The 22,808-nt window shown below is 73.7% G+C and carries 20 protein-coding genes; 8 read left to right on the forward strand and 12 right to left on the reverse strand.

Annotated elements, in window-relative coordinates; translation table 11 throughout:
* Positions 1-99 precede the first annotated feature (99 nt).
* Both J4709_RS44075 and J4709_RS44080 read right to left on the reverse strand, forming a co-directional pair.
* Positions 100-2,139, reverse strand: coding sequence for an MFS transporter (locus J4709_RS44075; RefSeq protein WP_208251189.1), 2,040 nt, complete (start codon positions 2,137-2,139; stop codon positions 100-102).
* Positions 2,140-2,277: 138 nt separating this feature from the next.
* Positions 2,278-2,676, reverse strand: coding sequence for a hypothetical protein (locus J4709_RS44080; protein WP_307802068.1), 399 nt, complete (start codon positions 2,674-2,676; stop codon positions 2,278-2,280).
* A gap of 107 nt (positions 2,677-2,783) precedes the next feature.
* Here J4709_RS44080 and J4709_RS44085 point away from each other — a divergent pair, with 107 nt between their 5' ends.
* Positions 2,784-2,948 carry a hypothetical protein gene (locus J4709_RS44085; protein WP_173096635.1) on the forward strand — a complete coding sequence of 55 codons (165 nt, stop codon included), beginning with the start codon at positions 2,784-2,786 and terminating at the stop codon, positions 2,946-2,948.
* 129 nt (positions 2,949-3,077) lie between these two features.
* Positions 3,078-3,896 (forward strand): class I SAM-dependent methyltransferase, encoded by an 819-nt coding sequence (locus J4709_RS44090; RefSeq protein WP_208251191.1) that lies wholly within the window; start codon positions 3,078-3,080, stop codon positions 3,894-3,896.
* A 118-nt stretch (positions 3,897-4,014) separates the two neighbouring features.
* Here J4709_RS44090 and J4709_RS44095 read toward each other — a convergent pair whose 3' ends face one another.
* The 3 genes from J4709_RS44095 to J4709_RS44105 all read right to left on the reverse strand — a co-directional run bounded on the left by J4709_RS44095 (position 4,015) and on the right by J4709_RS44105 (position 8,285).
* Positions 4,015-4,995, reverse strand: coding sequence for a zinc-binding alcohol dehydrogenase family protein (locus J4709_RS44095; protein WP_372442236.1), 981 nt, complete (start codon positions 4,993-4,995; stop codon positions 4,015-4,017).
* A 14-nt stretch (positions 4,996-5,009) separates the two neighbouring features.
* Entirely contained in the window at positions 5,010-7,349 is a 2,340-nt protein-coding gene (locus tag J4709_RS44100; RefSeq protein WP_208251193.1) for a SpoIIE family protein phosphatase, read from the reverse strand.
* A 234-nt stretch (positions 7,350-7,583) separates the two neighbouring features.
* Complete coding sequence (locus tag J4709_RS44105; protein ID WP_208251196.1) at positions 7,584-8,285, reverse strand: iron-dependent transcriptional repressor DtxR; 702 nt, start codon at positions 8,283-8,285, stop codon at positions 7,584-7,586.
* A 100-nt stretch (positions 8,286-8,385) separates the two neighbouring features.
* Between J4709_RS44105 and J4709_RS44110 the strand changes: the two genes are divergently transcribed.
* Positions 8,386-9,090: a UdgX family uracil-DNA binding protein gene (locus J4709_RS44110; RefSeq protein ID WP_208251198.1), complete on the forward strand. Its 705-nt coding sequence runs from the start codon at positions 8,386-8,388 to the stop codon at positions 9,088-9,090.
* 66 nt (positions 9,091-9,156) lie between these two features.
* Here J4709_RS44110 and J4709_RS44115 read toward each other — a convergent pair whose 3' ends face one another.
* Positions 9,157-10,551, reverse strand: coding sequence for an MFS transporter (locus tag J4709_RS44115; RefSeq protein WP_307802069.1), 1,395 nt, complete (start codon positions 10,549-10,551; stop codon positions 9,157-9,159).
* On the reverse strand, positions 10,548-11,282 hold the full coding sequence (gene pdxH / locus J4709_RS44120) for a pyridoxamine 5'-phosphate oxidase (protein WP_307802070.1): 735 nt from the start codon (positions 11,280-11,282) through the stop codon (positions 10,548-10,550). The genes J4709_RS44115 and pdxH overlap by 4 nt, the downstream gene beginning before the upstream one ends.
* A 130-nt stretch (positions 11,283-11,412) precedes the next feature.
* Here pdxH and J4709_RS44125 point away from each other — a divergent pair, with 130 nt between their 5' ends.
* A complete protein-coding gene (locus J4709_RS44125; RefSeq protein ID WP_208251203.1) occupies positions 11,413-12,522 on the forward strand; it encodes a citrate synthase 2 in 1,110 nt (369 codons plus the stop codon).
* A gap of 272 nt (positions 12,523-12,794) precedes the next feature.
* Here J4709_RS44125 and J4709_RS44130 read toward each other — a convergent pair whose 3' ends face one another.
* Positions 12,795-13,265 carry a hypothetical protein gene (locus tag J4709_RS44130; protein ID WP_208251205.1) on the reverse strand — a complete coding sequence of 157 codons (471 nt, stop codon included), beginning with the start codon at positions 13,263-13,265 and terminating at the stop codon, positions 12,795-12,797.
* Between the two features lie 241 nt (positions 13,266-13,506).
* On the opposite strand from J4709_RS44130, the gene J4709_RS44135 reads away from it, so the two are divergent.
* Together J4709_RS44135 and serC are read left to right on the forward strand one after the other, a co-directional pair.
* Positions 13,507-13,842 (forward strand): hypothetical protein, encoded by a 336-nt coding sequence (locus J4709_RS44135; RefSeq protein WP_208251207.1) that lies wholly within the window; start codon positions 13,507-13,509, stop codon positions 13,840-13,842.
* A 10-nt stretch (positions 13,843-13,852) separates the two neighbouring features.
* Entirely contained in the window at positions 13,853-14,989 is a 1,137-nt protein-coding gene (serC, locus tag J4709_RS44140; protein ID WP_208251214.1) for a phosphoserine transaminase, read from the forward strand.
* 41 nt (positions 14,990-15,030) lie between these two features.
* Here serC and J4709_RS44145 read toward each other — a convergent pair whose 3' ends face one another.
* Positions 15,031-15,927: a class II glutamine amidotransferase gene (locus J4709_RS44145; RefSeq protein WP_208251217.1), complete on the reverse strand. Its 897-nt coding sequence runs from the start codon at positions 15,925-15,927 to the stop codon at positions 15,031-15,033.
* A 222-nt stretch (positions 15,928-16,149) separates the two neighbouring features.
* Here J4709_RS44145 and J4709_RS44150 point away from each other — a divergent pair, with 222 nt between their 5' ends.
* On the forward strand, positions 16,150-17,181 hold the full coding sequence (locus J4709_RS44150; RefSeq protein ID WP_208251218.1) for a hypothetical protein: 1,032 nt from the start codon (positions 16,150-16,152) through the stop codon (positions 17,179-17,181).
* Between the two features lie 349 nt (positions 17,182-17,530).
* Positions 17,531-19,702 carry a hypothetical protein gene (locus tag J4709_RS44155; RefSeq protein ID WP_232384963.1) on the forward strand — a complete coding sequence of 724 codons (2,172 nt, stop codon included), beginning with the start codon at positions 17,531-17,533 and terminating at the stop codon, positions 19,700-19,702.
* Here the strand turns inward: J4709_RS44155 and thpR are convergent.
* The 3 genes from thpR to J4709_RS44170 all read right to left on the reverse strand — a co-directional run bounded on the left by thpR (position 19,639) and on the right by J4709_RS44170 (position 22,697).
* Positions 19,639-20,262: an RNA 2',3'-cyclic phosphodiesterase gene (thpR, locus tag J4709_RS44160; RefSeq protein ID WP_151547085.1), complete on the reverse strand. Its 624-nt coding sequence runs from the start codon at positions 20,260-20,262 to the stop codon at positions 19,639-19,641. The two genes, J4709_RS44155 and thpR, sit on opposite strands and share 64 nt — an antisense overlap.
* A 155-nt stretch (positions 20,263-20,417) precedes the next feature.
* Positions 20,418-21,659, reverse strand: coding sequence for an MFS transporter (locus J4709_RS44165; protein WP_208251261.1), 1,242 nt, complete (start codon positions 21,657-21,659; stop codon positions 20,418-20,420).
* A gap of 570 nt (positions 21,660-22,229) precedes the next feature.
* Positions 22,230-22,697 (reverse strand): MarR family winged helix-turn-helix transcriptional regulator, encoded by a 468-nt coding sequence (locus J4709_RS44170; protein ID WP_208251220.1) that lies wholly within the window; start codon positions 22,695-22,697, stop codon positions 22,230-22,232.
* Between the last annotated feature and the right edge of the window lie 111 nt (positions 22,698-22,808).

Raw genomic sequence — 22,808 nt, forward strand, 5'->3', positions numbered from 1 at the left:
GTCAGTATGAGATTACATCCCTCCTAGCGCAACGCCATGTGAGCTGAGTCTCGGCGCGGCACCCCTCACCGTGCGACGGAACCCGCCGCGCGACGCACGTCAGGAGGGCGTCTCGGCGGCCGTGCCGGACTTGAGGACCTTGCCGTCGGCGTCGTCGCCGAGCGACACCCGCGCCAGGCGGGTCAGCACGTCCGACAGCTCGGCGTGCTCCTCGGGCGACCAGCCCTCGACGTGCTTCGACAGGCCCTCGCGCCGGGCGGAGAACAGGCGTTCCGCGGTCGCCTCCCCGGACGGGGTGATGGCGAGGACGCCGTCGGTGCGGCGGACGTACCCGGCGTCCACGAGCCGGTCGACGTAGGGGCGGCCCTCCTCCAGGGGGACGCCGGCGCGGTCGGCGAGGTCCATGCCGGCGACGGTCCGGTCCTTGGCGATGCGGCACAGCGCCCAGATGCTGCCGGCGGGCATGTCGACGCCGCAGAGGCGCGCAAGCCGGTTGTAGACCTCCGCGGCCTTCGCGTCCCGCCGCATCAGCTCGCTGAGCGACCGCTCGATCTCGTGCCGGGACGAGCGGACGGTCGGCGCCGCGCCGAACCCCTCGCCGTAGTCGGGGGTCTGGGACGTGGCGCGCAGCGGCACCTCCCGCAGGAACCAGGTCAGCACGAACGCGACCGCCGCGACGGGCACCGCCCACAGGAACACGGTGTCGATGGACTGCGCGTACGCGTGCAGCACGCCCTGCTTCACCGAGGCGGGGTACTTGTCGAGCAGCTTCGGGTTGCCCTGCACCGCGGACGGGTTGAAACCGGGCGGCAGCAGCCGGCTCTTGGCGAGGTCCCCGACGTGCTTGGCGAGCTCGTTGCTGAAGACCGACCCGAACACCGCGACGCCGAACGACCCGCCGATCTGCCGGAAGAACGTGACGCCGGACGTCGCCGACCCCAGGTCCTGGTAGGAGACGGCGTTCTGTACGGCGATGACGAGGACCTGCATCACCAGCCCGAGGCCGAACCCGAGCAGCGCGAACCGCAGGCTCATCGACAGCGTCGAGGAGTTCTCGTCCAGCCGCGACAGCAGGTACAGGGCGATCGCGATGAGCGGGGTGCCGACCACCGGGAAGACCTTGTACCGGCCGGTCCGGCTGATCAGCTGCCCGGACCCGATCGAGGCGACCAGCATGCCGATCATCATCGGCAGCAGGTGCACGCCGGACAGCGTCGGCGAGACGCCGTGCACCACCTGCAGGAAGATCGGCAGGAAGGTGAGCGCGCCGAACATCGCGAAGCCGACCACGAAGCTGATCGCCGAGGACAGCGCGAACACCGCGTGCCGCAGCAGGTGCGGGGGCATGATCGGCTCGGCGGCGCGCCGCTCCACCAGCAGCCAGACGACGATCAGCACCACCGACACGACCGCCAGCACGATGATCGGCGCGGACAGCCAGTCGTAGCGGGTGCCGCCCCAGGTCGTCATCAGCACCAGGCCGACGGACCAGCCGACGATCAGCAGCGTGCCGAGGTAGTCGATGCGGTGCCGCTCGCGCTCCCCGGAGGCGTGCAGGACGGCGGCGATGACCAGCAGCGCGACGATGCCGATCGGGATGTTGATGTAGAACACCCAGCGCCACGACAGGTTGTCGACGAACCAGCCGCCGAGCAGCGGCCCGCACACGCTGGAGACGCCGAAGACGGCGCCGAACAGGCCCTGGAACCGGCCGCGGTCGCGGGGCGGGACGACGTCCCCGACGATCGCGACGACCAGCACCATCAGCCCGCCGCCGCCGAGCCCCTGCAGCGCCCGGAAGAAGATCAGCTCGTTCATGTCCTGCGCGATGCCGCACAGCGCGGACCCCACGAGGAAGATGACGATCGAGCCCTGGAACAGCCGCTTGCGGCCGTACTGGTCGCCGAGCTTGCCCCACAGCGGCGTCGAGGCGGTGGACGCGAGCAGGTACGCGGTGACGACCCAGGACAGGTGGTTGAGGCCGCCGAGGTCGCTGACGATGGTGGGCAGCGCCGTGGAGACGATCGTCTGGTCCAGCGCGGCGAGCAGCATGGCCAGCATCAGCGCGCCGAGGATGACGTACAGGTCCCTGCCCTTGGGCATGGCCTTCTCGCCGCGCGCCACCGTGTCAGCGGTCATGCCGCCGTCCCCCCTCGCCAATTGGACGAGGGAGGTGTACCCACGGAGATCACCCCAAATCGGCGCCGGCGGCGCCGGATCCGCGCCCCGGCGCGGGAGCCGGGACGCGGATCGGAGGCGGTGGATCGGGGCGGGAGGTCAGCGCATGATGTCGCGGGCGACCTTGGCGGCGCCGAGCGCGGCGGAGCCGCCCGCGATGGCGGTGGCGCCGGCGGTCACCCACAGCGGGAGGCCGCGGCGGGTGCGCAGCCCGCTGACGGTGTCGAGCGCGTCGACGAGCAGCCCCGCGCGGGCCCACAGCTTGCGGCCGGGCCCGTCGCTGAGCAGGTAGCCGGCGCCGAGGGCGATCTCGCGGGCGGCGAACATCCGGGCGACGTAGTCGCGGCCGGGGTCGGTGCCGCCGGCCGACGTCATCGCCTTCACGGTCAGCTTCGGCGCGGCGAACGCCGCGAGGCCGAGGGCGACACGCGCCCGGGCCACGTTGGTCATCAGGTCGTCCAGCCGGTCCCGGCCGTCTACTTCCTTCGCATCTGCCACATGCGCGAGGTTATCGGGCGGCCCGGGCGGCCCCTACTCCGAGGTAACCCTTGCCTTACGCGTCTATCGTTCTCAGTGGCGGCACTCCCCCCGGATTGAAGGTGACCATGGACGAGGGCCTTCTCAGCCTCGCGGTCGTCGCGCTCCTCGCCGCGTTCTGCGTGCGCTGGGTCGCGGTGAAGCTGCGCATGCCGATGCCCACCCGCGCCGCGGTGATCATCGTGTTCGTGCTGGTCGTGGGGGCGCTGTACGGCGAGCACCTGCGCGGCTGACGGGCCGGGCGGCGAATTTCCCCGCCGCCGGATCCGAACTTCCCCGCCGGACCGGGAGTCATAAGTGGCGAAACCGGCTTCGCGCCTGTTCCCGTTCGCGGCGCCGGTCCGAGCCGAGGGAGACCACCCGTGCCGCATCCGGCGACCGCGGTCCAGGAGACCGCCGGCGGCGTCGCCCCGCACCTGAGGCGGCTGCTGGAGTTCGTCGAACCCGACCGCGACGACGTGTGCCTGGACGTGGCGCGCGGCCGCGGGCCGATGCCCGCCGCGCTGCGCCCGCAGGTCCGGCACCTCACCGCGGTGGACGCGACGCCGGCGCCGGAGGAACCGGGCCGCAGCGGCCGGATGGCCACGGTCGAGTTCGGGACGGGCCCGGTGCGCATCACCGGCCCGGCGGGCGACGGGGACCGCCCACCCGCGACGGCGACGCGCGAAGACCCGCGGCCCCGGCCGGCGAGCCCCGCCGTCAAGGCCGACGCCACCGCGCTGCCCTACCGGGACGACGCGTTCTCCCTGGTCACGGCACGGTTCTCGCTGTACACGCTGGGCGAGCCGGACCTGGTGCTGCGCGAGCTGCTGCGGGTCTGCCGGTCCGGCGGCCGGCTGGTCATCGCCGATCTCGTCCGCGGCAACCTGGCCGGGCCGGAGCGGGACCGGATCGAGCGGCTGCGCGACCCCGACCATCCGGGCACCCCGTCCATCGCCCGGCTCACCGAGATGATCACCTCGGCGGGCGCGACGATCCGCCGCCTCGACGTGTTCACCGTCGAGCGGCCGGTGGAGCCGTGGCTCGCGAGCGCGCGGGACGAGGCGTCCGCCGACCGGATCCGCGAGGCGCTCATCGACGAGGTCGACGGCGGGCCGCGCACCGGCGCGAAGCCCCGGGTGATCGGCGGCGAGCTGTGGTTCACCCAGTCCTGGGCGCACGTGGCGGCGGAGCCGATCTAGCGCGCCCGGGCGCCTTCATGCTTGCGGCGTGCCGTCCTCTTCCAGAGCCTCGGGGCCGGCACGCCGCAACCTCACTCTAGGGGACGAGTACGGCGCTCTAAGGAACCAGCGCAGTGCTCTAGGGGACGAGTACGGCGGCGCCCGTGAAACGGTCGGCCGCGAGGTCGGCCAGGGCGCGGTCCGCCTCGTCCAGCGAGTACGGGTGCGTGGTGACGGCGACGCCGAGCCGCGCCGCGAGGCGGAGGAACTCCTCGCCGTCCGCGCGGGTGTTCGCGGTCACCGACCGGACCTGCCGCTCCTGGAACAGGTGCCGCTGGTAGTCCAAAGACGGGACGTCGCTCAGGTGGATCCCCGCGATCGCGAGGGTGCCGCCGCGGTCGAGGCGTTCGAGCGCCGCCGGGACGAGCCCGCCGGCCGGCGCGAAGACGATCGCGGAGTCGAGCGGGTCGGGCGAGGCGTCGAAGGAGCCGCCCGCCCACGACGCCCCGAGGTCGCGGGCCAGCTCGCGCGCGGCCGGGCTGCGGGTGAACACGTGCACGTCGGCGCCCTCGGCGATCGCGATCTGCGCGGCGAGGTGGGCGGAACCGCCGAACCCCCAGATGCCGAGCCGCCCGCCCGGCGGCAGGGCGGCGCGGCGCAGCGCGCGGTAGCCGATGATGCCCGCGCACAGCAGCGGCGCCGCGCGGACGTCGTCGAGCTCGGGCGGCAGCGCGTAGGTGTAGGCGTCGACCGCGACGGCGTACTCGGCGTAGCCGCCGTGCGCGTCCCAGCCGGTATAGACCGAGTACGGGCACAGGTTCTCGGCGCCCCGCCGGCAGAACCGGCACGCGCCGCAGGTGCCGCGCAGCCACGCGACGCCGACCCGGTCGCCCGCGGCGTACAGCGCGCCCGCGCCCGCCTCGACGACCTCCCCGACGATCTCGTGGCCGGGCGTCACCCCCGGCAGGTGGACGGGCAGGTCGCCCTCCGCGACGTGCAGGTCCGTCCGGCAGACGCCGCAGGCCAGCACCCGTACCAGCAGCTCCCCCGGCCCCGGCGGCGGAACGTCCCGGTCGGCGCGGCGCAGCGGCCCCGACGCGATCGGGGTCGGTTCCCGCACCGCCCAGGCCCGCATCACGGGGTCAGCGGCAGCTCGAACCAGACGGCCTTGCCGTCGTTCGTCGGCCGGGCGCCCCACCGGGTGGCGAGCTGGTCGACCAGGTACAGCCCGCGGCCGCCCTCGTCGGTCTCGCCCGCGCTGCGGATCCGCGGCAGCCGCATGTCGGAGTCGAACACCTCGACCCAGATCGCGTCGTTCCCGCGCCGCAGCCGGAGCCGGAACTCCTTGGTGGGCGGCTCCCGGCGGCCGAGGTCGGCGCCGAGGTCCCAGTCGTCCTCGTCGAACCCGCCCGCGTCGATCGCCGGGTCGAGCGGGGCGTCGAACGCGCCGCCGACCTGCGCGGTGTTGAACTGGACGGGCGGCGGCGCGCTCAGCGGCTCGCCGCCGCGGCCGGGCGGCCCGGCGGGCACCGGCACGACCGTCTCGCGGCGCGGCTGCGGGGTCGCGGTCGCGTGCAGCACCACGTTCGTGACGACCTCGGAGACCAGCAGGCAGGCCAGCTCGGCCTGCTCGTCGAGCATGCCCCAGGACGCGAACGCGTCCGCCGCCATCCGGCGCGCCTCCGACACCATGATCGGCTCGGCCGGGAACGTGCGCTCCTCGACCGCCAGCTCGTCGCCGGCGGTGCGGATCACCACGATCGCCACGTCGTCGTCGATGTCGCCGGGGACGGCCTCGTAGGCCGCGTTCGCGATGACCTCGACGCCGCCGCGCGCGACCCGCTGGACGGCGTCGCGGACCATCTCGCGGGACTCCTCGCGCGTGTAGTACTCGCCGTCGTCCTTCGGCCGCCGGTCGATGAGGCCGTCGGTGTACAGCACCAGCGTGGACCCGGGCTGCAGCTCGCACTGCTCCTCGTTGAAGAGGATCTCGCCGCCCATGCCGGGCGCGCGGACGCCGAGCATAGCGCCCTCGCTCTCGAAGTCCAGCTCGCCGACGTCGCCGCCCACGATGAGCAGCGGCGGGTCGTGGCCGGCGTTGGCGAACTCCAGCACCCGCGACCACGCGTCGTACACGAAGTAGGTGCACGACACCAGCGGCGGGCGGACGAGGTCGTCGCTGTTCCAGCCGGACCGCATCCGCTCCGGCCGGGTCATCGTGCGGACCCACTCGTCGAGCTTGCGCAGGATGTCGGCCGGGGGCTTGTCGTCCTGGGCGAAGGCGCGCAGCGCGGCGCGCAGCTGCCCCATCACCGCGGCGGCGCGGGCGCCGCGGCCCTCGACGTCGCCGATGACGAGCCCGACGCGGCCGGCCGACAGCGGGATCACGTCGTACCAGTCGCCGCCGACCTGGGTCTGGATGCCGTGCCCGTGCGACTCCAGCGGGCGGGCCGGCTCGTACCGCCAGGCGATCTGCAGGCCGTCCAGCGGCGGCGGCTGCTCGCCGGGCAGCAGGTGCTTCTGGAAGGCGAGCGCGGTCTCGCGCTCCTCCTCGAACAGCAGCGCGTTGTCGACGGCGAGCGCGACGCGGCTGGCGATGGCGCCGAGCAGGTCGCGGTCGAAGCCGTCGTAGTGCGGGTCGGGCCGCTTGGACAGGTTGGACAGCGCCAGGCTCATCACGCCGAGCAGCTCGCCGCGCACCAGCAGCGGCGCGGAGATCACCGAGGTGATGCCCATCGACTCGCCGAGCCGCAGCGACGACTCCGACGGCGCGGCGAAGCGGTGCTGCACCATGTCCTCGACGAGGACGGCGTCGCGGCGCGCCATCGCCTTGGCGCTGAAGTGGCCGGGCGGGTAGGAGACGGGCTCGCCGACCTCCGCCCAGGTGCCGGGCGGCGGCTCCCAGTCGCCCGCGTGCCGCGACACCCGCCGGTAGAGCCGGTCGCCGCTGTACAGGTCGATGAAGCAGTGGTCGGCGAACTGCGGGACGAGGGTGTCGGCGACCCGCCGCAGCGTCGCCTCCAGCTCCAGGGACCCGGCGAGCCGCTCGCCGATCCGCTCCAGCAGCCCGTAGCGCTCCTGGTCGCGCTGGTTGGAGCGCAGCGCCTCCCGCGCGAAGATGACGACGCCGTCGACCGCACCGGACGGGTGCCGCAGGGGGACGGCGTGCGCGCGCGTGTACACGGTGGTGCCGTCGGCCCGCAGGTTGCAGAAGGTGCCCTCCCAGACGCCGCCCTTAAGGACGTGCCGGGCGAGCTCGGTGGCCTGCTCGTGGTCCTCCTCGGCGATGCCGAGCGACAGGATGGAGTGCCCGATGATCTCGTCGCCGCCGAACCCGAAGAGCTGCCGGGCGAACGCGTTGCCGTAGATGACGTTGCTGAAGCGGTCGCAGACGATGACCGCCATCTCCATCTGGCTGAGGACGGTCTCGGGCGGCAGGTGCGCCTCGAAGGGCGCTTCCCCCCAACGCTTCATCTCCCCATCCCGATCACAGTCGCGGACCCGCCGGCGGCCGCGCCGCCTGCACGCGGCCGGGCCGCACCGCCCGCGGCGGCGGTCACCGGGCGTCGCGGCGCGGTCGTCGTACGTGTTCTCCTCGTCGTATTGAACGACGAACCCGTCGCCGGGATACGCCCGAACGGCGCGATCGTATGGAGATCTTCGGTATAGACCGTCGCGGCGGGGGCGGGGGGCGGCACGCCGACCGTGTCAGCGCCTGCTGACGAAGACGTGCTCGGCGATGTCGCGCGGCAGTTCCGTCGCAGCATCGTCGGCCTCGTCGTCACAGGTCACCCGCACCCCGTCATCGGTCGCCCGGAGAGTCACCTCTCGTCCCGGTTGTATCCCTATTTGCTTGAGTCTAAGCATCAGGTCGCTGTCCATCTGCACCTGCTCGCTGATCCGCCGGACGACGGCGGCGGCGCCGGAGGCGCTCGCGACCGCGGTCATCACCGACAGCGGCGCGGCGGCCGCGTCGTCGCCGTGCCCGCCGAGCTCGTCCAGCCCGGGGATCGGGTTGCCGTGCGGGCAGGTGGTCGGGTTGTCCAGCAGCGCGACCAGCCGCCGCTCGACCTCCTCCGACATCACGTGCTCCCACCGGCAGGCCTCGATGTGGACGTCCTCCCAGGGCAGTCCGATGACGTTGACCAGCAGGCACTCGGCGAGCCGGTGCTTGCGCATCACCCGGGTGGCCAGGCCGCGGCCGCTCTCGGTCAGCTCGAGGTGCCGATCTCCCTCGACCCGCAGCAGCCCGTCGCGTTCCATCCGCGCGACCGTCTGGCTCACCGTCGGGCCGCTCTGGGAGAGCCGCTCGGCGATGCGCGCGCGAAGGGGGATGATCCCCTCCTCTTCGAGCTCGAACACCGTCCGGAGATACATCTCCGTGGTATCGATCAGGCCGTGTGAGGTCACAGCTCCCTCCAGTCTTATGGCCTTGAAGTCTACTTGCTCGGGCCCTCCGCCGCCGGATCGCGCGAATATCCCGGAGAGGGCGGGTACGGGGAAACGCGAGATGAACGCGGAAACTTCCCACGACGCCGGACCGTTCCTTCCGGACTCCCCGAAGGAGCGCTCCGACCTGGCCGCGCTGCGCCGCGCGGCGGCGGGCTGCCGGGGCTGCGGGCTCTACGAGAACGCCACGCAGACGGTGTTCGGCGAGGGCTCCGCGGGCGGACGGGTCGTGCTGGTCGGCGAGCAGCCCGGCGACCAGGAGGACCGGCAGGGCCACCCGTTCGTCGGCCCCGCCGGACGCGTCCTGGACCGCGCCCTTGAGGAGGCCGGGATCGAGCGCGGCGAGGTGTACGTCACCAACGCCGTCAAGCACTTCAAGTTCAAGCGGCAAGCGGGCGGGAAGCGGCGCATCCACGAGACGCCGAACGTGGGCGAGATGCGCGCCTGCCGCCCCTGGCTGCTGGCCGAGCTGCGTGCCCTGGACCCGGACGTCGTGGTCGTGCTCGGCGCGACGGCCGGGAAGGCGCTGCTGGGCTCCTCGTTCCGGGTGACGAAGCTGCGCGGCCGGCTGCTCGCGCTGCCCGGCCTGGAGACGATCGGCACCCCGTCCGCCGCCCGCGAGATCGACGAGACGCCGCCCGGCGAGGCGGGCGCCCAGGTCGTCGCGACGATCCACCCGTCCGCCGTCCTGCGCGCCGAGGACCGCGACGCCGTGTACGCCAGCCTCGTCGACGACCTCAAGATCGTCGCCCAGGCCCTGCGTTGACTTGCGGCGTGTCGGCCTTATGGAACGGTCCTTAAGGCCGACACGCCGCAAGTGAACGTGGTTCGGTCAGGTGGCGGGGACGGTCTCGGCGGTCCTCGTGTCGTAGCGCAGGAGCGCGGGGACCAGGAGGGCCACGACGACGACGAGGACGGCGCAGGCGATGCCGCCGCCGACCCAGGACGCGGTGGCGCCGGCGACGCTCGCGACCGCGCCCGCCCGCACGTCGCCGAGCCGGGGACCGCCCGCGACGACGACGGTGAACACGCCCTGGAGGCGGCCGCGCATCTCGTCCGGCGCGTACGTCTGGAGCATCGTCTGCCGGAACACCGACGACACCAGGTCGGCGCCGCCCCCGACGGCCAGCAGCGCCACCGCCAGCCACAGCTCGTGCGCGAGGCCCGCGGCGGCCACGGCGAGGCCCCACACGGCGATCGACACCACCAGCGCGATCCCCTGCCGGTGCACGCGGCCGATCCAGCCGGAGATCAGCCCGCCGAGGAACGCGCCGACCGCGATCGCGGCGAACAGGTAGCCGACCGCGCCCTCGCCGCCGAACCGCGTCTCGGCCAGCTCGGGGAACAGCGCGCGCGGCATCGCGACGCCCATCGCGATGATGTCGACGACGAACGACATCAGCAGCACCGGCTGGGTGCCGAGGTAGCGCAGCCCGTCGATCACCGACCGCAGCCCCGGTGACCCGGTGACGTCGCCGAGCGGCGGGATCGACGGCAGCCGCAGCGCCGCCCACAGGCCGACGGTGAACAGCGCCGCGTCCATCCCGTAGGCGGCGCCGTAGCTCCAGCGGGCCAGGATCACGCCGGCGAACAGCGGGCCGGCGAGCATCCCGACCTGGCTGGCGGTGAAGTTCAGCGTGTTGGCGGCCGGGACGAGCGACTTGTCCACCAGCCGCGGGATGATCGCGCTGCGGGTCGGCGAGGACACCGCGAACCCGGTCGCCTGCACCGCCACCACCACCATGATCAGCGGCAGGTTCTCCAGGTGCAGCAGCGCCTGCAGGAGGAGCAGCAGCGTGGCGACCCACATCACGCAGGACGAGGAGAACAGCAGCCTGCGCCGGTCCATGTGGTCGGCGACCGCGCCGCCCCACAGCCCGAACACGATCAGCGGGACGAGGTTGACCAGGCCGAGCACGCCGACCCAGAACGACGACCCGGTCATGTCGTAGACCTGCACGGGCACGGCCACCGCGGTGACCTGGAAGCCGATGAACGACACGCCCTGGCCGAGCCACAGCCGCCGGTACGGGGGGTGGCCGAGGGGCCGGGTGTCGATCGCGACCCGCCGCAGCATGCCGCGGCGGCCCCGCCCTTCCGGCGGGGAGCCGGGTTCTTCGGGTTCGGGGGGATTGTCGGGCTCGTCGGCCGCGGCGGCGGTGTCCGCGGCGCCCTCCCCGGGAGCGTCAGGAGCGAAGGCGGGGGGTGGCTGCTGTTCCGGTGTCACGGAGACAGTCTCTCCGTCACCCACCGGCCGGCCGCCTCCGGGTCGGCGTCGAGCGGGCGGCCCTGATCGTCCAGGGCGGTGCGCCGGTACCGGATGCGGTCGTGCAGCCGGTCGCGCCGGCCCTGCCAGAACTCGATGGTCTCCGGGACGACCCGGTACCCGCCCCAGAAGCCCGGCAGCGGCACCGCGTCCCCCTCGTCCCCCCCGGCGGACGGCGAGGCGTCCGGATCCGGCCACCGCTCGGCGAGCTCGGCGAACCGGCGCTCCAGCGCCGCGCGGTCCGCGATCACGCCGGACTGGTGCTCGCTCGCCCACGCGCCGATCCGCGACCCGTACGGCCGGGTCCGGAAGTAGGCCTCGGACTCCTCGCGCGACAGCGGGAAGACCGGGCCCGCGACGCGCACCTGGCGGTGCATCGGATGCCACGGGAAGACGAGCGCCGCGCGCGGGTTCTCCGCCAGGTCGCGGCCCTTCGGCGAGGTCAGGTTGGTGAAGAGGCGGAACCCGTGCGGCCCGTAGCCCTTCAGCAGGACCGTCCGCGCGCTCGGCACGCCGTCCGCGGACGCGGTCGCCAGCACCATCGCGTTCGGCTCCGGCAGCCCGAAGGCGTGCGCGTCGGCGAACCACGCGGCGAACAGCGCCAGCGGATCGGCGGGGACCGCCCGCTCCGCCAGCTCGCCCCCCTCGTAGGACCTGCGGAGCCGCGCGGGGTCGGGCGTTGGGGAATCCACAGCGTCAGAGCCTCTCACCTGGAGATTGTGCATCTCACATGGACCTGGGTACTGGTCGGTAAGGCGGACAGGGTTCAATGGCATGGCACTGCACCGCCTTATCACTCTTGGGGACGAAAGGCAGGACGACATGTCCGACTTCAAACCCGGTCTTGAGGGGGTCGTCGCCTTCGAGACCGAGATCGCCGAACCGGACAAGGAGGGCGGCGCCCTCCGCTACCGGGGCGTCGACATCGAGGAGCTCGTCGGCCGCGTCTCCTTCGGCGACGCCTGGGGCCTGCTGGTCGACGACAGCTTCGACCCGGGCCTGGCCCCCGCCGACCCGCACGTCCTGCCGGTCACCTCCGGCGACGTCCGGGTGGACGTGCAGGCCGCGCTCCCCACCCTCGCCCCCGCGTACGGGATGAAGCCGCTGCTGGACATCTCCGACGAGACGGCCCGCGCCGACCTCGCCCGGGTATCGGTGACCGCGCTGTCGTTCGTCGCCCAGTCGGCGCGCGGCATCGGCGTCCCGATGGTCCCGCAGAGCCGGATCGACGAGGCCTCGACCATCACCGAGCGGTTCATGGTCCGCTGGCGCGGTGAGCCCGACCCGCAGCACGTCCGGGCCATCGACGCCTACTGGGTCTCCGCCGCCGAGCACGGCATGAACGCCTCCACCTTCACCGCCCGCGTCATCGCCTCCACCGGCGCGGACGTGGCGGCCAGCATCTCCGGCGCGATCGGCGCGATGTCCGGCCCGCTGCACGGCGGCGCCCCGGCCCGCGTGCTGCCGATGATCGAGAAGGTCGAGCAGCTCGGCGACGCCCGCAAGGTCGTCACCGGCATCCTCGACTCCGGCGACCGGCTGATGGGCTTCGGCCACCGCGTCTACCGCGCCGAGGACCCGCGCGCCCGGGTGCTGCGCCGCACCGCCAAGGAACTGGACGCGCCGCGCTTCGAGGCCGCCAAGGCCCTGGAGGACGCCGCCCTCGCCGAGCTGCGCGAGCGCCGCCCGGACCGTCCGATCGAGACGAACGTGGAGTTCTGGGCCGCGGTCATCCTGGACTTCGCCGAGGTCCCGACCGCGATGATGCCCGCGATGTTCACCTGCGGCCGGACCGCCGGCTGGGCCGCGCACATCCTGGAACAGAAGCGCACCGGCCGCCTCGTCCGGCCGAGCGCCCGGTACGTCGGGCCTGGCAGCCGCTCGATCGACGACGTCGCCGGCGCGGCGGAGGTCCTCAAGCGCAGTGCTTGACCGCACGGCCGGCTGACCCGGCCGGCCCCGCCCCCGCCCGAATGCGCCTGAGGCCCCCGGTTCACCCGGAACCGGGGGCCTTCGTGCGCCGTCGTCCATGCGTCTTCATCCGTGGGTCTTCATCCGTGCGCCTTCGGCGGGGCGATTCGGACGGCGCGGCGCCACCGCTTCTAGGGGCCACCAGAGTCCAAGGGTGGGGAGGCCGGGTGCGGAACCCGGCCTCCCCTGGGTCGCTCAGCCGTTCGGTCCGGGGACCTCGCGGCCGGGCAGCTTCAGATGGTGCCCCTGGTGACGACCACGGTCAGGATCGCCGCGATCGTGACCAGCTGCACCAGATGGTGGAGGTTCGTCTCGGCAGTGCGCTTGACGAACGTCTGCTCCGTCTTCGTCGTGGGGGGCTCGTCCCCGGTCTTGGTGACGTACATCTTCTCGTCCACGAGCACCCAGGGGCACTTGGACTTGAACCGGGAGTAGGCGAGGACGTCCAGGACGACGTGCCCTGCGAAGACGACCCCTTGCCCCACCACGAAGCCCGGCCAGTTGATGAAGAGGTAGTCGCTGAAGGCGGCCCATGCGAGGAACACCGCGACAGCGATGAAAGCGGTGTGCAGCGCCGCGTGCTTGAGCAGTGCACCCTCGTGGGCACCGTGCTGGACCTTGCCGGCGACGCTCCCGCAGGACGACCACTTCCACTGGTCGAGCCTCTTGGTCGCGGCCCGCACCAGGAGGGACAGCACCCCCATGGTCAGGACGATATACACAGGTTCGAAGAACTGGTACATCTCATACTCCTTCTGGTTTTTCGCCCCCCGCGCCGGGGGCAAGCACTCACCGAGCGAGTGCAGCGAGACCCCCCGGGATTGAGGGGCCACGTACTCGACAGTGCGAGCACGGCGGGAATCGGCAAGCGACCGAGCGCGGACGGGGCGGGAGCAGCCGCTCAGGGCGACGAACCACCTGCACGGGTTTGCCATCATGGGATGCGTGACCGAGGACCCGGACGAGCCGCTGGAAGGCGACATCGGCCCCGCCGCCGGCGCCGTGCGCCCCGCCGAGCGCGAGGCCGACCCGGCCGAGGAAATGCGCCGGTACGCGGCGGAGCGCGAGGAGCGGCGCCGCCGCACCAACGCCGTCTCCACCCGCGTCGCCGCCGCCCTCGGCGCCGTCCTGCTGGCGTTCCTCACCTACGACGCCGTCCGCGCCGCGATCGACGACCACGCCCACGGCCGCGACTGGATCTATCCGCCGGGGATCGTCGCCGCTGTCTGCGGAGTGATGCTGGTGGCCCTGCTTACCTGGGCCGTACACCGCACCAAGTAGCCTTCTGCGAGTGACCGAAAGCGCGAATCCAGCCATAGCCATTCCCGCCGACATCAAGCCCGCAGACGGCCGCTTCGGATGCGGGCCGTCCAAGGTCCGCCCCGAGCAGCTCGCCGCGCTCGCCGAGTCCGGCTCGACCTACATGGGCACCTCCCACCGGCAGAAGCCGGTCAAGTCCCTCGTCGGCCGGGTCCGCGAGGGCCTGGCGCAGCTGTTCTCCCTCCCGGAGGGCTACGAGGTCCTGCTCAGCAACGGCGGCACCACCGCCTTCTGGGACGCCGCCGCGTTCGGCCTCGTCCGGCAGCGCTCGCAGCACCTGACGTTCGGTGAGTTCTCCAGCAAGTTCGCCAAGGTCACCACGGGCGCGCCGTGGCTGGGGGACCCCACCGTCATCACCGCCCCGCCCGGGCAGCACCCGGAGGCGTCCGCCGAGGAGGACGTCGACGTCTACGCGCTCACCCACAACGAGACCTCGACCGGCGTCGCGATGCCGATCAAGCGTCCCGCCGGCACCACCGCGCGCGAGGGCCTCGTGCTGGTGGACGCCACGTCCGGCGCCGGCGGCCTGCCCGTGGACGTCGCCGAGACCGACGTCTACTACTTCGCGCCGCAGAAGTGCTTCGCCGCCGACGGCGGCCTGTGGGTCGCGCTCGCCTCGCCCGCCGCGCTGGAGCGGATCGACGAGATCGCCTCGTCCGACCGGTACGTGCCGGAGTTCTTCAACCTGAAGACCGTCCGGGACAACTCGTCCAAGGACCAGACCTACAACACCCCGGCCGTCGCCACCCTGATCCTGCTCGCCGAGCAGATCGAGTGGATGAACGGGCAGGGCGGCCTGGACTGGACGACGTCCCGTACCGCCGACTCGTCGCAGCGCCTCTACACCTGGGCCGAGAAGACCTCGTACACGACGCCGTTCGTGACGGACCCCGCGGCGCGCTCGCAGGTCGTCGGCACGATCGACTTCAACGACGACGTCGACGCGGCGGCCGTCGCCAAGACGCTGCGCGCCAACGGCATCGTCGACACCGAGCCGTACCGCAAGCTGGGCCGCAACCAGCTGCGCATCGGCATGTTCCCGGCGATCGACCCGGCGGACGTCGAGGCCCTCACCACCTGCATCGACTACGTCGTCGAGCGCCTTTAGTCCCTCGCCGCACCCGTCCCCGGGGCACTCCCGGGGGCGGGTCAGGCGACGGGGGCGAGGTCGGGGGTCGTCAGGCGGTGGCGGAGGGTCGCCTGGTCGCGGGACCGGTCGGCGTCGGTGAAGCCCGTCCAGACACGGTCGTCGCGGTCCGCGGGCCGCGCCGTCGGGACGAACGAGGCCGCGGCGAGCACCCGCGGCCGGTCGCGGCGGCCGGGCGCCCGCTCCGTGCCGACCCGCAGGTAGGTGCCCTCGCGGAGCATGACGATCGTCGCGAACCGGACCCGCGTGTAGCGCTGCGCGACGCGGAACCAGCGCGGGTTCGACGCCCAGTAGATGTTCTGCTCGCAGTCCACGGCGACGGCCAGCGGGCTCAGCGCGGCGCGCGCCAGGTGGACCTGGGACGGGGCGTCGCGCTCCACCCAGGCGAGCGCGGTCCGTCCGGCCAGCGCCTCCAGGGCGGCCGTGACGCCGGACGGGCCGTGCCGCCCCGCGAGCAGCTGGAACACCGCCTCGCTGTCGGTCCCGCCGGACGGGGCGGGCAGCGCGAACCGCTCCCGCAGCGCCCCGGCGTCCACGTCGCCGTTGTGCGTCCCGACGATCCCCGCGGACCTCGCGCCGGGCGCGGCGACCAGCATCGGGCTCGCGTTCGCCGCCTCCGCCGGGGACCCCTTCGTCGCCCAGCGGGTGTGGCCCATCGCGACCGGCGCCCGGTCGAGCTCGGCGAGCAGCTCGGTGCGCCAGACGCCGGAGAAGCGGCCGCGGCCCTTCACCACGCGGCAGCCGTCGTGCGCGAGCCCCGGCCAGCCGCCGAGCAGGGCCACCCCCGCCGCGTCGGTGCCGCGCTCCTCCGCGAGCGCGCCCAGCGTCACGAACACGTCGGACGCCCGTCCCGGATCGCCCGCGAACGGCGAGCGCACCACCCCGAACAAACCGCACATGCCAGATGAGATGCAGATCATCGCCGTCCGGTTCGCGCCGTGCGCGGGGCCGCATAAGCTCAATGCGTGAACCGCGCGCCCCAATGGCTGCTCCCCACCGTGCTGACCGCGCTGATCCTGGCCGTGGTCGTCGGCGCGCTGCTGCGTTGACCGCGGGAGCGGTCCCGGCACGGGGGCCGCGTCATATGATCGTCCGGGCGGGGGAACGGGGTTGATCACGAGATGGCAGTGCGTCCGGCCGCCCCGCGCGCCCTCCTCGGCGGCCTCGCCGCGCTGGCGCTCGGCGCCGCGGCCGTCGTTCCCTGGGCGCCGCCCGCCGCGGCCGGGACGGGATCCGGCGGCACCGTCGCCTTCACGATCACCGACGCGCGGATCACCGAGTCCAGCGGGCTCGCGGCGAGCACGCTGCACCCCGGCATCGTCTACACCCACAACGACTCCGGCGGCGTCCCCAAGGTGTACGCGCTGGGCCCGGACGGGCGGGTGCGGGCCGTGCTGACGTTCGGCGGCGCGGGCGCGCGCGACTGGGAGGCGATGGCGCTCGGCAAGGACGAGCGGGGCCGTCCCGCGATCTACATGGGCGACATCGGCGACAACCTCGGCGGCGCCTGGCCGTACGTCACCGTCTACCGGATTCCGGAGCCGGCGCAGCTGCGCAGCCAGACCCTGCACGCCACCGCGTTCAAGATCAAATACTCGGACGGGCCGCGCAACGCCGAGACCCTCATGATCAACCCGCGGACGAACCGGCTCTACATCGCCAGCAAGCTGTTCGGCGGGGCGGTCTACGAGGCGCCCAAGCGCCTGCGCACGTCCGGCTACAACGTCATGCACAAGATCGGCAAGGCGCCGGCGATCGCGACGGACGGGGCGTTCGCGCCGGACAGCCGCACCTGCGTGATCCGCACCTACTTCGGCGCCCGCATGTACGCGGTGGACGCCGGCGGCCGCCCCGGCAGGTCGCTCGGCTCGGTGTCGCTGCCGTTCCAGCCGCAGGGCGAGTCGATCACCTACACGCCCGACGGCAAGTACTTCCTCGTCGGGTCCGAGGGCGAGAAGCAGCCCGTCTACAAGGTGCCCGTGCCCGGCGCGGACAAGCCGTCGCCGTCGCCGACCGCCACGACGAAGGCCGAGAAGAAGAAGGACAACGCCGACCAGGGCCACCGCGACGCCGGCGGCGTCCGGACGGGCCTGTTCGTCGCGCTCGCCATCGCCGCCCTGGTCGGCTACGGCCTGTTCCGGAGACGCGGATGACCCGCGAGACCGGAGGGACGGCAGTGGCGCGGGCGACGGGGGTGGCCGGTGTGAACGGCCGTGACCTGTCCGTCCGGCCACGGTCTGCTCCGCGAACCCCCGAACCTCTGCGAATCCCGCGCCGCGCTTGCGAGAATTCGACCGCGAACCGAGCCGAAGCATCCCCCACGTTCGCCCAGCTGCCCGCCGAAGGAGGGCACGGAATGCCCCAGGCCGACACTCCCTCCGCCCCCCAGGCCGCCCCTCACCCGCCTCTCCCGAGGACGCCGGCGAGGGTGAGCGGTCCGCACATCGCACGCGGTGCCCTCCGAAGGAAGGCATCCCAAGGTCCGACGCCGGGAGCCGCGCGATGAACATCGACACCGAACTGGTCGGGCTCTCCGGGGTCGGCGGACGGTGGCGGCCCGTCGCGGCGGGGCCGTTCGCGCTGCTGGCGCTCGCGCTGGCGCTGCTGCCGATCCGCCCGGTGTGGCTGTGGGCGCTGCTGATCGCGGTGGTCTCGGCGTCCCCGTGGGTGCTCGGCGCGGCGCCGGAGGCGCGCCGGCGGCGGCCCCGGCCGTACTGGCGGCTGTCGGCGGCCGGGCTGGAGCGGATCGGCAAGGGCGGGCTGAGCATGGTCCGCTACGAGCGGGACCGGATCGACGGCCTCGCGATCACGACCGGCGACGGCATGCTGACGGTCTTCCACCGGTTCGGCCGGACGGCGGTCGGCGGGCTGACGGCGATGGGCCTGGAGCCGCTGGCGCTGTTCGTGACGGCGCGCCGGCTCGGCATCCCGATGCACGTCCTGGACGGCGAGGCGAGCGACCTGCTGGACCCCGCGCTGGACGAGGCGCTGCGGCACCAGGGCGCGGACGCCGACGTCCCCGCGGCGGGGCCGCTGCCGCGCGACCACGCCGCGGAGCAGCGGCTCCTCGACCAGGAGGCCGCGCTGCTCGCGGCCGTCCACGAGCCGCCCCGCGCACAGGACGGCGACGGCCCGGCGCGGGAGCGTACGGAGTTCCGGCTCGACACCCCGGACCCGCTGCCGAGCCGCCGCCGGGTCGCGCTGCTCGGCACGCTCACCGCCGTGCTCGGCGGGGTCATGATCGTGCGGATCGCGGTGCAGGGCGCCGGCGGGTTCGAGGCGCGCCTCGCCGCCGGCTGCTGGGCGCTCGCCGCGATCACCGGGGTGCTGGCGGCGCGGCGGCGGCTGCTGCGGGCCGCCCGGGTGCGCTGGACGATCACCGCGGAGCGGCTGCTGGTGCGCGCCCGGCCGGGCCGCCGCCGCCAGCAGGACCTGCCGTCCGGGCAGGTCGCGGCGGTCGTGGTGGGGCCGGGGCTGCGGCTGGACCCGCTGAGCGGAGAGCCGCGCCGCGCCGAGCTCGCGGCGCTGGCGTTCGGGCACCGGATGGAGCTGGTCGCGCGGCTGCCCGCGCACGGCCTGGACGGGTTCCAGCTCGCGCACGCGCTGGACGACCACGGCTACCACGTGATCACGCCGGGGGCGCGGCCGCCGCGCCGCCCGGACTACGGCCTGGAGGGGCTGCCGGACATCTTCGCGCAGGTCCCGGGCGGGCGCCTCGTCGTCGCGGACGGCGGCCTCGGCTGGGCGGACGCGGCCGGCGACGTGGTGCTGAAGATGCCGGAGGACCGGATCGGCGGCATCGAGCTGCTGACGATCGCCGGGCACGCGTGGGTGCGGCTGTACGACACCGACGGCGACGAGTTCTTCGCCGCGCCGCTGTCGGCGCTGCGGATCTCCCGCACGGACCTGCGCGAGTCGGCGCGCAAGGCGGGCCTGCCGGTCAACGACGCCGAGTACGACGCCTACCTCAGCGCCGCGTTCCACTCGGCGATGTCGACGCTGACGGCGCCGGAGCCGGAGACCCGCGCGACGGCGTCGCTGCCGGCGCCGGGCGCGGCCTCCGACACGGCTTCGGACGGGGGCGCCTCCGACGGGGCCGGGCCGGGCCCGCGGGACGTGTCCCCGGCGTCCGGCGGGCTCCCCGGCGAGCCGGACCTCACGTTCACCGTCCCGGACCCGCCGAGCCCGGTGACCGCGCCCGGCGCGCTGCTGGACGCCACGCGCCGGTCCCGCGTCGGCACGTACGGGATGAGCGTCCTGCTGTGCGAGGCGGTCGCGCTGATCGGCGCGGTGTGGCTCGGCCCGGACCTCGGCGGCTTCGGCACCACGGCGAGCTGGTCGGTGCCCGCGGGGCTGCTGATCGGCCTCGCCGGCTACTGGCTGTACGACCGGAACCGCTCGCAGCTGCGCGTGTCGTCGGCCGGGCTGGCCGTGGTCACGCGGCGCGGGAAGGTCGAATGGGACCTCGCCCGCGACCGCATCGGCGGCGTCGGCATCGACGAGGCGGCCGAGCGGCTGCCGAGGCTGGTCGTGTGGGGGCCGTCAGGGCGCGTCCTGCGGCAGGTGACGTTCCCGCCCGACCTGGACGAGCTGCGCCGCGCCTGCGAGCGCTACGGCGTCCCCTGGGGCCCGCCGGACGCGGACCTGCCCGCCCCTCCCCCGCCGGAGCTGTAGCGCAGCGACCAGGTCTTCAGCGGCTCGTAGGTCAGCTGGTCGTACTGCTTGCCGGGCAGGTGGCTGCACATCAGCTGGACGGCGTCGGCCGTCCACGACCCGGTCGCGAACGCCGACAGCGCCTCCATGAGCGGCCGCACGTCGGTCGGCTGCCGGGACCGGGCGAGGGTCATGTGCGGCCGGAACGAGCGGTGCTTGTCGGGCGGCGTCCCGGCGCGGCGGCCCGCGGCGGCGACGGACGCCGCCAGCCGGGCGAGGCCGCGCCGGTCGCCGTACAGGCCCGTCCACAGGACGCGGGCGTGCGCGCCGTTGCTCGGGAACGCGCCCCCGCCGGCCAGCGACAGCGTCATCCGCTCGTGCCGCCGGGCGGCGCGCTCCAGCCGGGGCAGCAGCCGGTCGACGGTGCGGTCGTCGCACTCTCCGAGGAAGGCGAGCGTGACGTGGAGCAGCTCCCGCCGGACCCATTTCAGCTCGGGGACGTCGTCCTTGTGCGGAAGGACGGCCTCCTCGAGCTCGTCCAGGATGTCCGGTGGCGGTACGAGCGCCACGAAGAGCCTCATGGGAACGTCCGGAGAGCCACCACTTCAGCTTTCCAGCAGACGGCACCCGTTGTCACGCGGTTGCGCTGCGCCATCGGCGCCGGTCGCCGCGCCCCACCGGCCGGGGGGCGCGGCTCAGCCGCCGAGGGCGCGGCTCAGCGGCCTGCGACCGAGCCTCAGCGGCCGGCGGCCGGGACGCGGCGCAACCGGGCCAGTGCGGGCCGGACGGACCCGCGCGGCGCCGCCAGCGCCGCCACCACGATCGCGGTGGCCATCGAGATCAGCCCGCCGAGCACGATGCTGAGCCGGGGCCCGAAGTGCTCGGCCATCCAGCCGACGGTGGGCGCGCCGAGCGGGTTGGTCCCCATGAAGACGAACATGTAGAGGCCCATCACGCGGCCGCGCATCTCGGGCTGGACGCCGAGCTGCATCGTCGCGTTCGCCGACGTCGTGAAGGTCATCAGCGCGATCCCGGCGGGGACGAGCAGCACCAGGAACGACCAGTACGTCGGGGCGAGCCCGGCGGCGGTCTCCATGACGCCGAACACCACCGCGGCGATGAGCATCAGCCGCAGCCGCGGCCTGGTCGAGCGCCGTGCGGCGAGCAGGGCACCGGTCAGCGCGCCGAGCGCCAGCATGCTGGACGCGAGGCCGAACGAGGACGCGCCGCTGTGGAAGACCTCCTTGGCGACCAGCGCGGTCGTCATCTGGAAGTTCATGCCGAACGTCGCGACGAACCCGACCATCACCAGGACGAGGACCAGGTCGCGGCGTCCCCGCACGTAGCGCAGCCCCTCGCGGAGCTGCCCCTTGGCTCGCTTGACGGTGCCGGAGTCGTGCAGCTCGCTCTCGCGCATCGCGTACAGGCCGAACAGGACGGCGCCGAACGAGGCGGCGTTCACCAGGAACACCGGGCCGGTGCCGATGACGGCGATCAGCACGCCGGCGACGGCGGGGCCGAGCAGCCGGGCGCCGTTGAAGGTGGCGCTGTTCAGCGCGATCGCGTTCGGCAGGTCGCGCTTGCCGACCATCTCGATCACGAACGACTGCCGGGTCGGGTTGTCGACGACGGTGGCGAGGCCGAGGCCGAACGCCAGCAGGTACACGTGCCAGACCTGCGCCTGCCCGGTGACGGTGAGCACGCCGAGGATCAGCGCGAGGGCGCCCATCGACACCTGCGTCAGCATCAGGACGCGGCGCTTGGGGTAGCGGTCGGCGATCACGCCGCCCCACAGCCCGAACAGCAGGAGCGGCAGGAACTGCAGGCCGGTGGTGATGCCGAGCGCGGTGCCGTTGTTGTGGGCGAGGTCGAGGACGAGCCAGTCCTGCGCGACGCGCTGCATCCAGGTGCCGGTGTTGGAGACGACCTGGCCCATGGCGTACAGGCGGTAGTTGCGGGTCCGCAGCGAGCGGAACATGCCCCCGCCGCCGGTCCCGGTGTCGTCGTCGTCCGCGTCGCCCGCGTCGTCGGAGGCGGCGTCCTGCGGCGTGGCGTCTCGCGGCGCAGTGTCTCGCGGTGCGGTGTCTCGCGGTGCGGTGTCCTCGGGGGGTTCGACGACGGCGTCGGTCTCCTCGGCCGTGACGACGGCCTCGGCGGCTTCGCGGGCCTGGTCGGCGGGCGGCTCGGCGGTCGTTTGGACCGCTCCAGCCGGGAGCCCGGCGCGCTCGGCGTGCGGCGGCGGCCCGGCGGCGTCCGTCCGGCCGGCCGGGTGCGCGGACGTGTGCGGGGAGGTGTGGGGAGTACGGGCGGGGGTGCGGGGGGCGGGACGGCGGCGGTGCGCGCGGGGTGCCAGGGGCAGGGCGGCGCCGCGCCGTGCGGGCCGCCCCGAGCGGGCCCCGCGCGTCGGGGCTCCGTCCGGGTCGTCAAGACCATCGTTAGCAGAAGTCATTATCAAGGCTAACGATAATCGCGCGATCGCTATTCCGGCAACCGCGCCGCCGCGCGGCCCGGTCCGCAGGCGGGTCCCCGGGCGGGTCCCGGGCGGGTCTCAGGAGCGGCTGAGCTTGTCGATGATCGGCGCCGCGCGGCGCAGGATCTCCCGCTCCTCGTCGGTCAGCTCGCCGAGCCGCGTGGACAGCCACGCCTCCTTGCGGCGGCGCTCGGTGCGCAGCAGCGACAGGCCCTCGTCGGTGACCTTCAGCACCACCTGCCGGCCGTCGGTCGGGTGCGGGCTGCGCACCACGAGCCCGCGCTCCTCCAGGTAGGCGATGACGCGCGTCATCGACGGCGGCTGGACCTTCTCGTGGTCGGCCAGCTCGCGGGGCGTCATGGCGCCGTGCCGCTCGATGGCGGCGAGCGCCGCGAACTGGGTGAGCGACAGCGGGTTCGGCCCGCCGCCCGGCGCGGGCGGCCGCAGGTGCCGGAGCCGGCGCGACAGCCGCGCGATCGAGATGCGCAGCTCCTCGGCCAGCCCCGGAGGCGTGGCGGTCCGGCCGCCGCTCGTTGGCGTTGTCATCGTCATCGTTCTCCCGTGCTGATGGCCCATGCTGCCACGCCCGTCTCCTTGACATGCCCGGCTAACACGATTAGCTTTTTGGCTATTAAGTAGTCGAAGAAGGGGGTCGGG

Source organism: Actinomadura violacea, from assembly GCF_017573465.1.
Classification (GTDB): Bacteria; Actinomycetota; Actinomycetes; order Streptosporangiales; family Streptosporangiaceae; genus Spirillospora; species Spirillospora violacea.

Bases quoted from the DNA above. Each gene is read 5' to 3' on its own strand.
- J4709_RS44165 (WP_208251261.1), bottom strand. From the start codon at position 21,659: ATGTTCCGCTCGCTGCGGACCCGCAACTACCGCCTGTACGCCATGGGC.
- J4709_RS44075 (WP_208251189.1), bottom strand. From the start codon at position 2,139: ATGACCGCTGACACGGTGGCGCGCGGCGAGAAGGCCATGCCCAAGGGC.
- J4709_RS44170 (WP_208251220.1), bottom strand. From the start codon at position 22,697: ATGACAACGCCAACGAGCGGCGGCCGGACCGCCACGCCTCCGGGGCTG.
- J4709_RS44130 (WP_208251205.1), bottom strand. From the start codon at position 13,265: ATGGGGGTGCTGTCCCTCCTGGTGCGGGCCGCGACCAAGAGGCTCGAC.
- J4709_RS44110 (WP_208251198.1), top strand. From the start codon at position 8,386: ATGAACGCGGAAACTTCCCACGACGCCGGACCGTTCCTTCCGGACTCC.
- J4709_RS44125 (WP_208251203.1), top strand. From the start codon at position 11,413: ATGTCCGACTTCAAACCCGGTCTTGAGGGGGTCGTCGCCTTCGAGACC.
- J4709_RS44150 (WP_208251218.1), top strand. From the start codon at position 16,150: ATGGCAGTGCGTCCGGCCGCCCCGCGCGCCCTCCTCGGCGGCCTCGCC.
- J4709_RS44155 (WP_232384963.1), top strand. From the start codon at position 17,531: ATGAACATCGACACCGAACTGGTCGGGCTCTCCGGGGTCGGCGGACGG.
- J4709_RS44085 (WP_173096635.1), top strand. From the start codon at position 2,784: ATGGACGAGGGCCTTCTCAGCCTCGCGGTCGTCGCGCTCCTCGCCGCG.
- J4709_RS44145 (WP_208251217.1), bottom strand. From the start codon at position 15,927: ATGTGCGGTTTGTTCGGGGTGGTGCGCTCGCCGTTCGCGGGCGATCCG.
- thpR (WP_151547085.1), bottom strand. From the start codon at position 20,262: ATGAGGCTCTTCGTGGCGCTCGTACCGCCACCGGACATCCTGGACGAG.
- J4709_RS44100 (WP_208251193.1), bottom strand. From the start codon at position 7,349: ATGAAGCGTTGGGGGGAAGCGCCCTTCGAGGCGCACCTGCCGCCCGAG.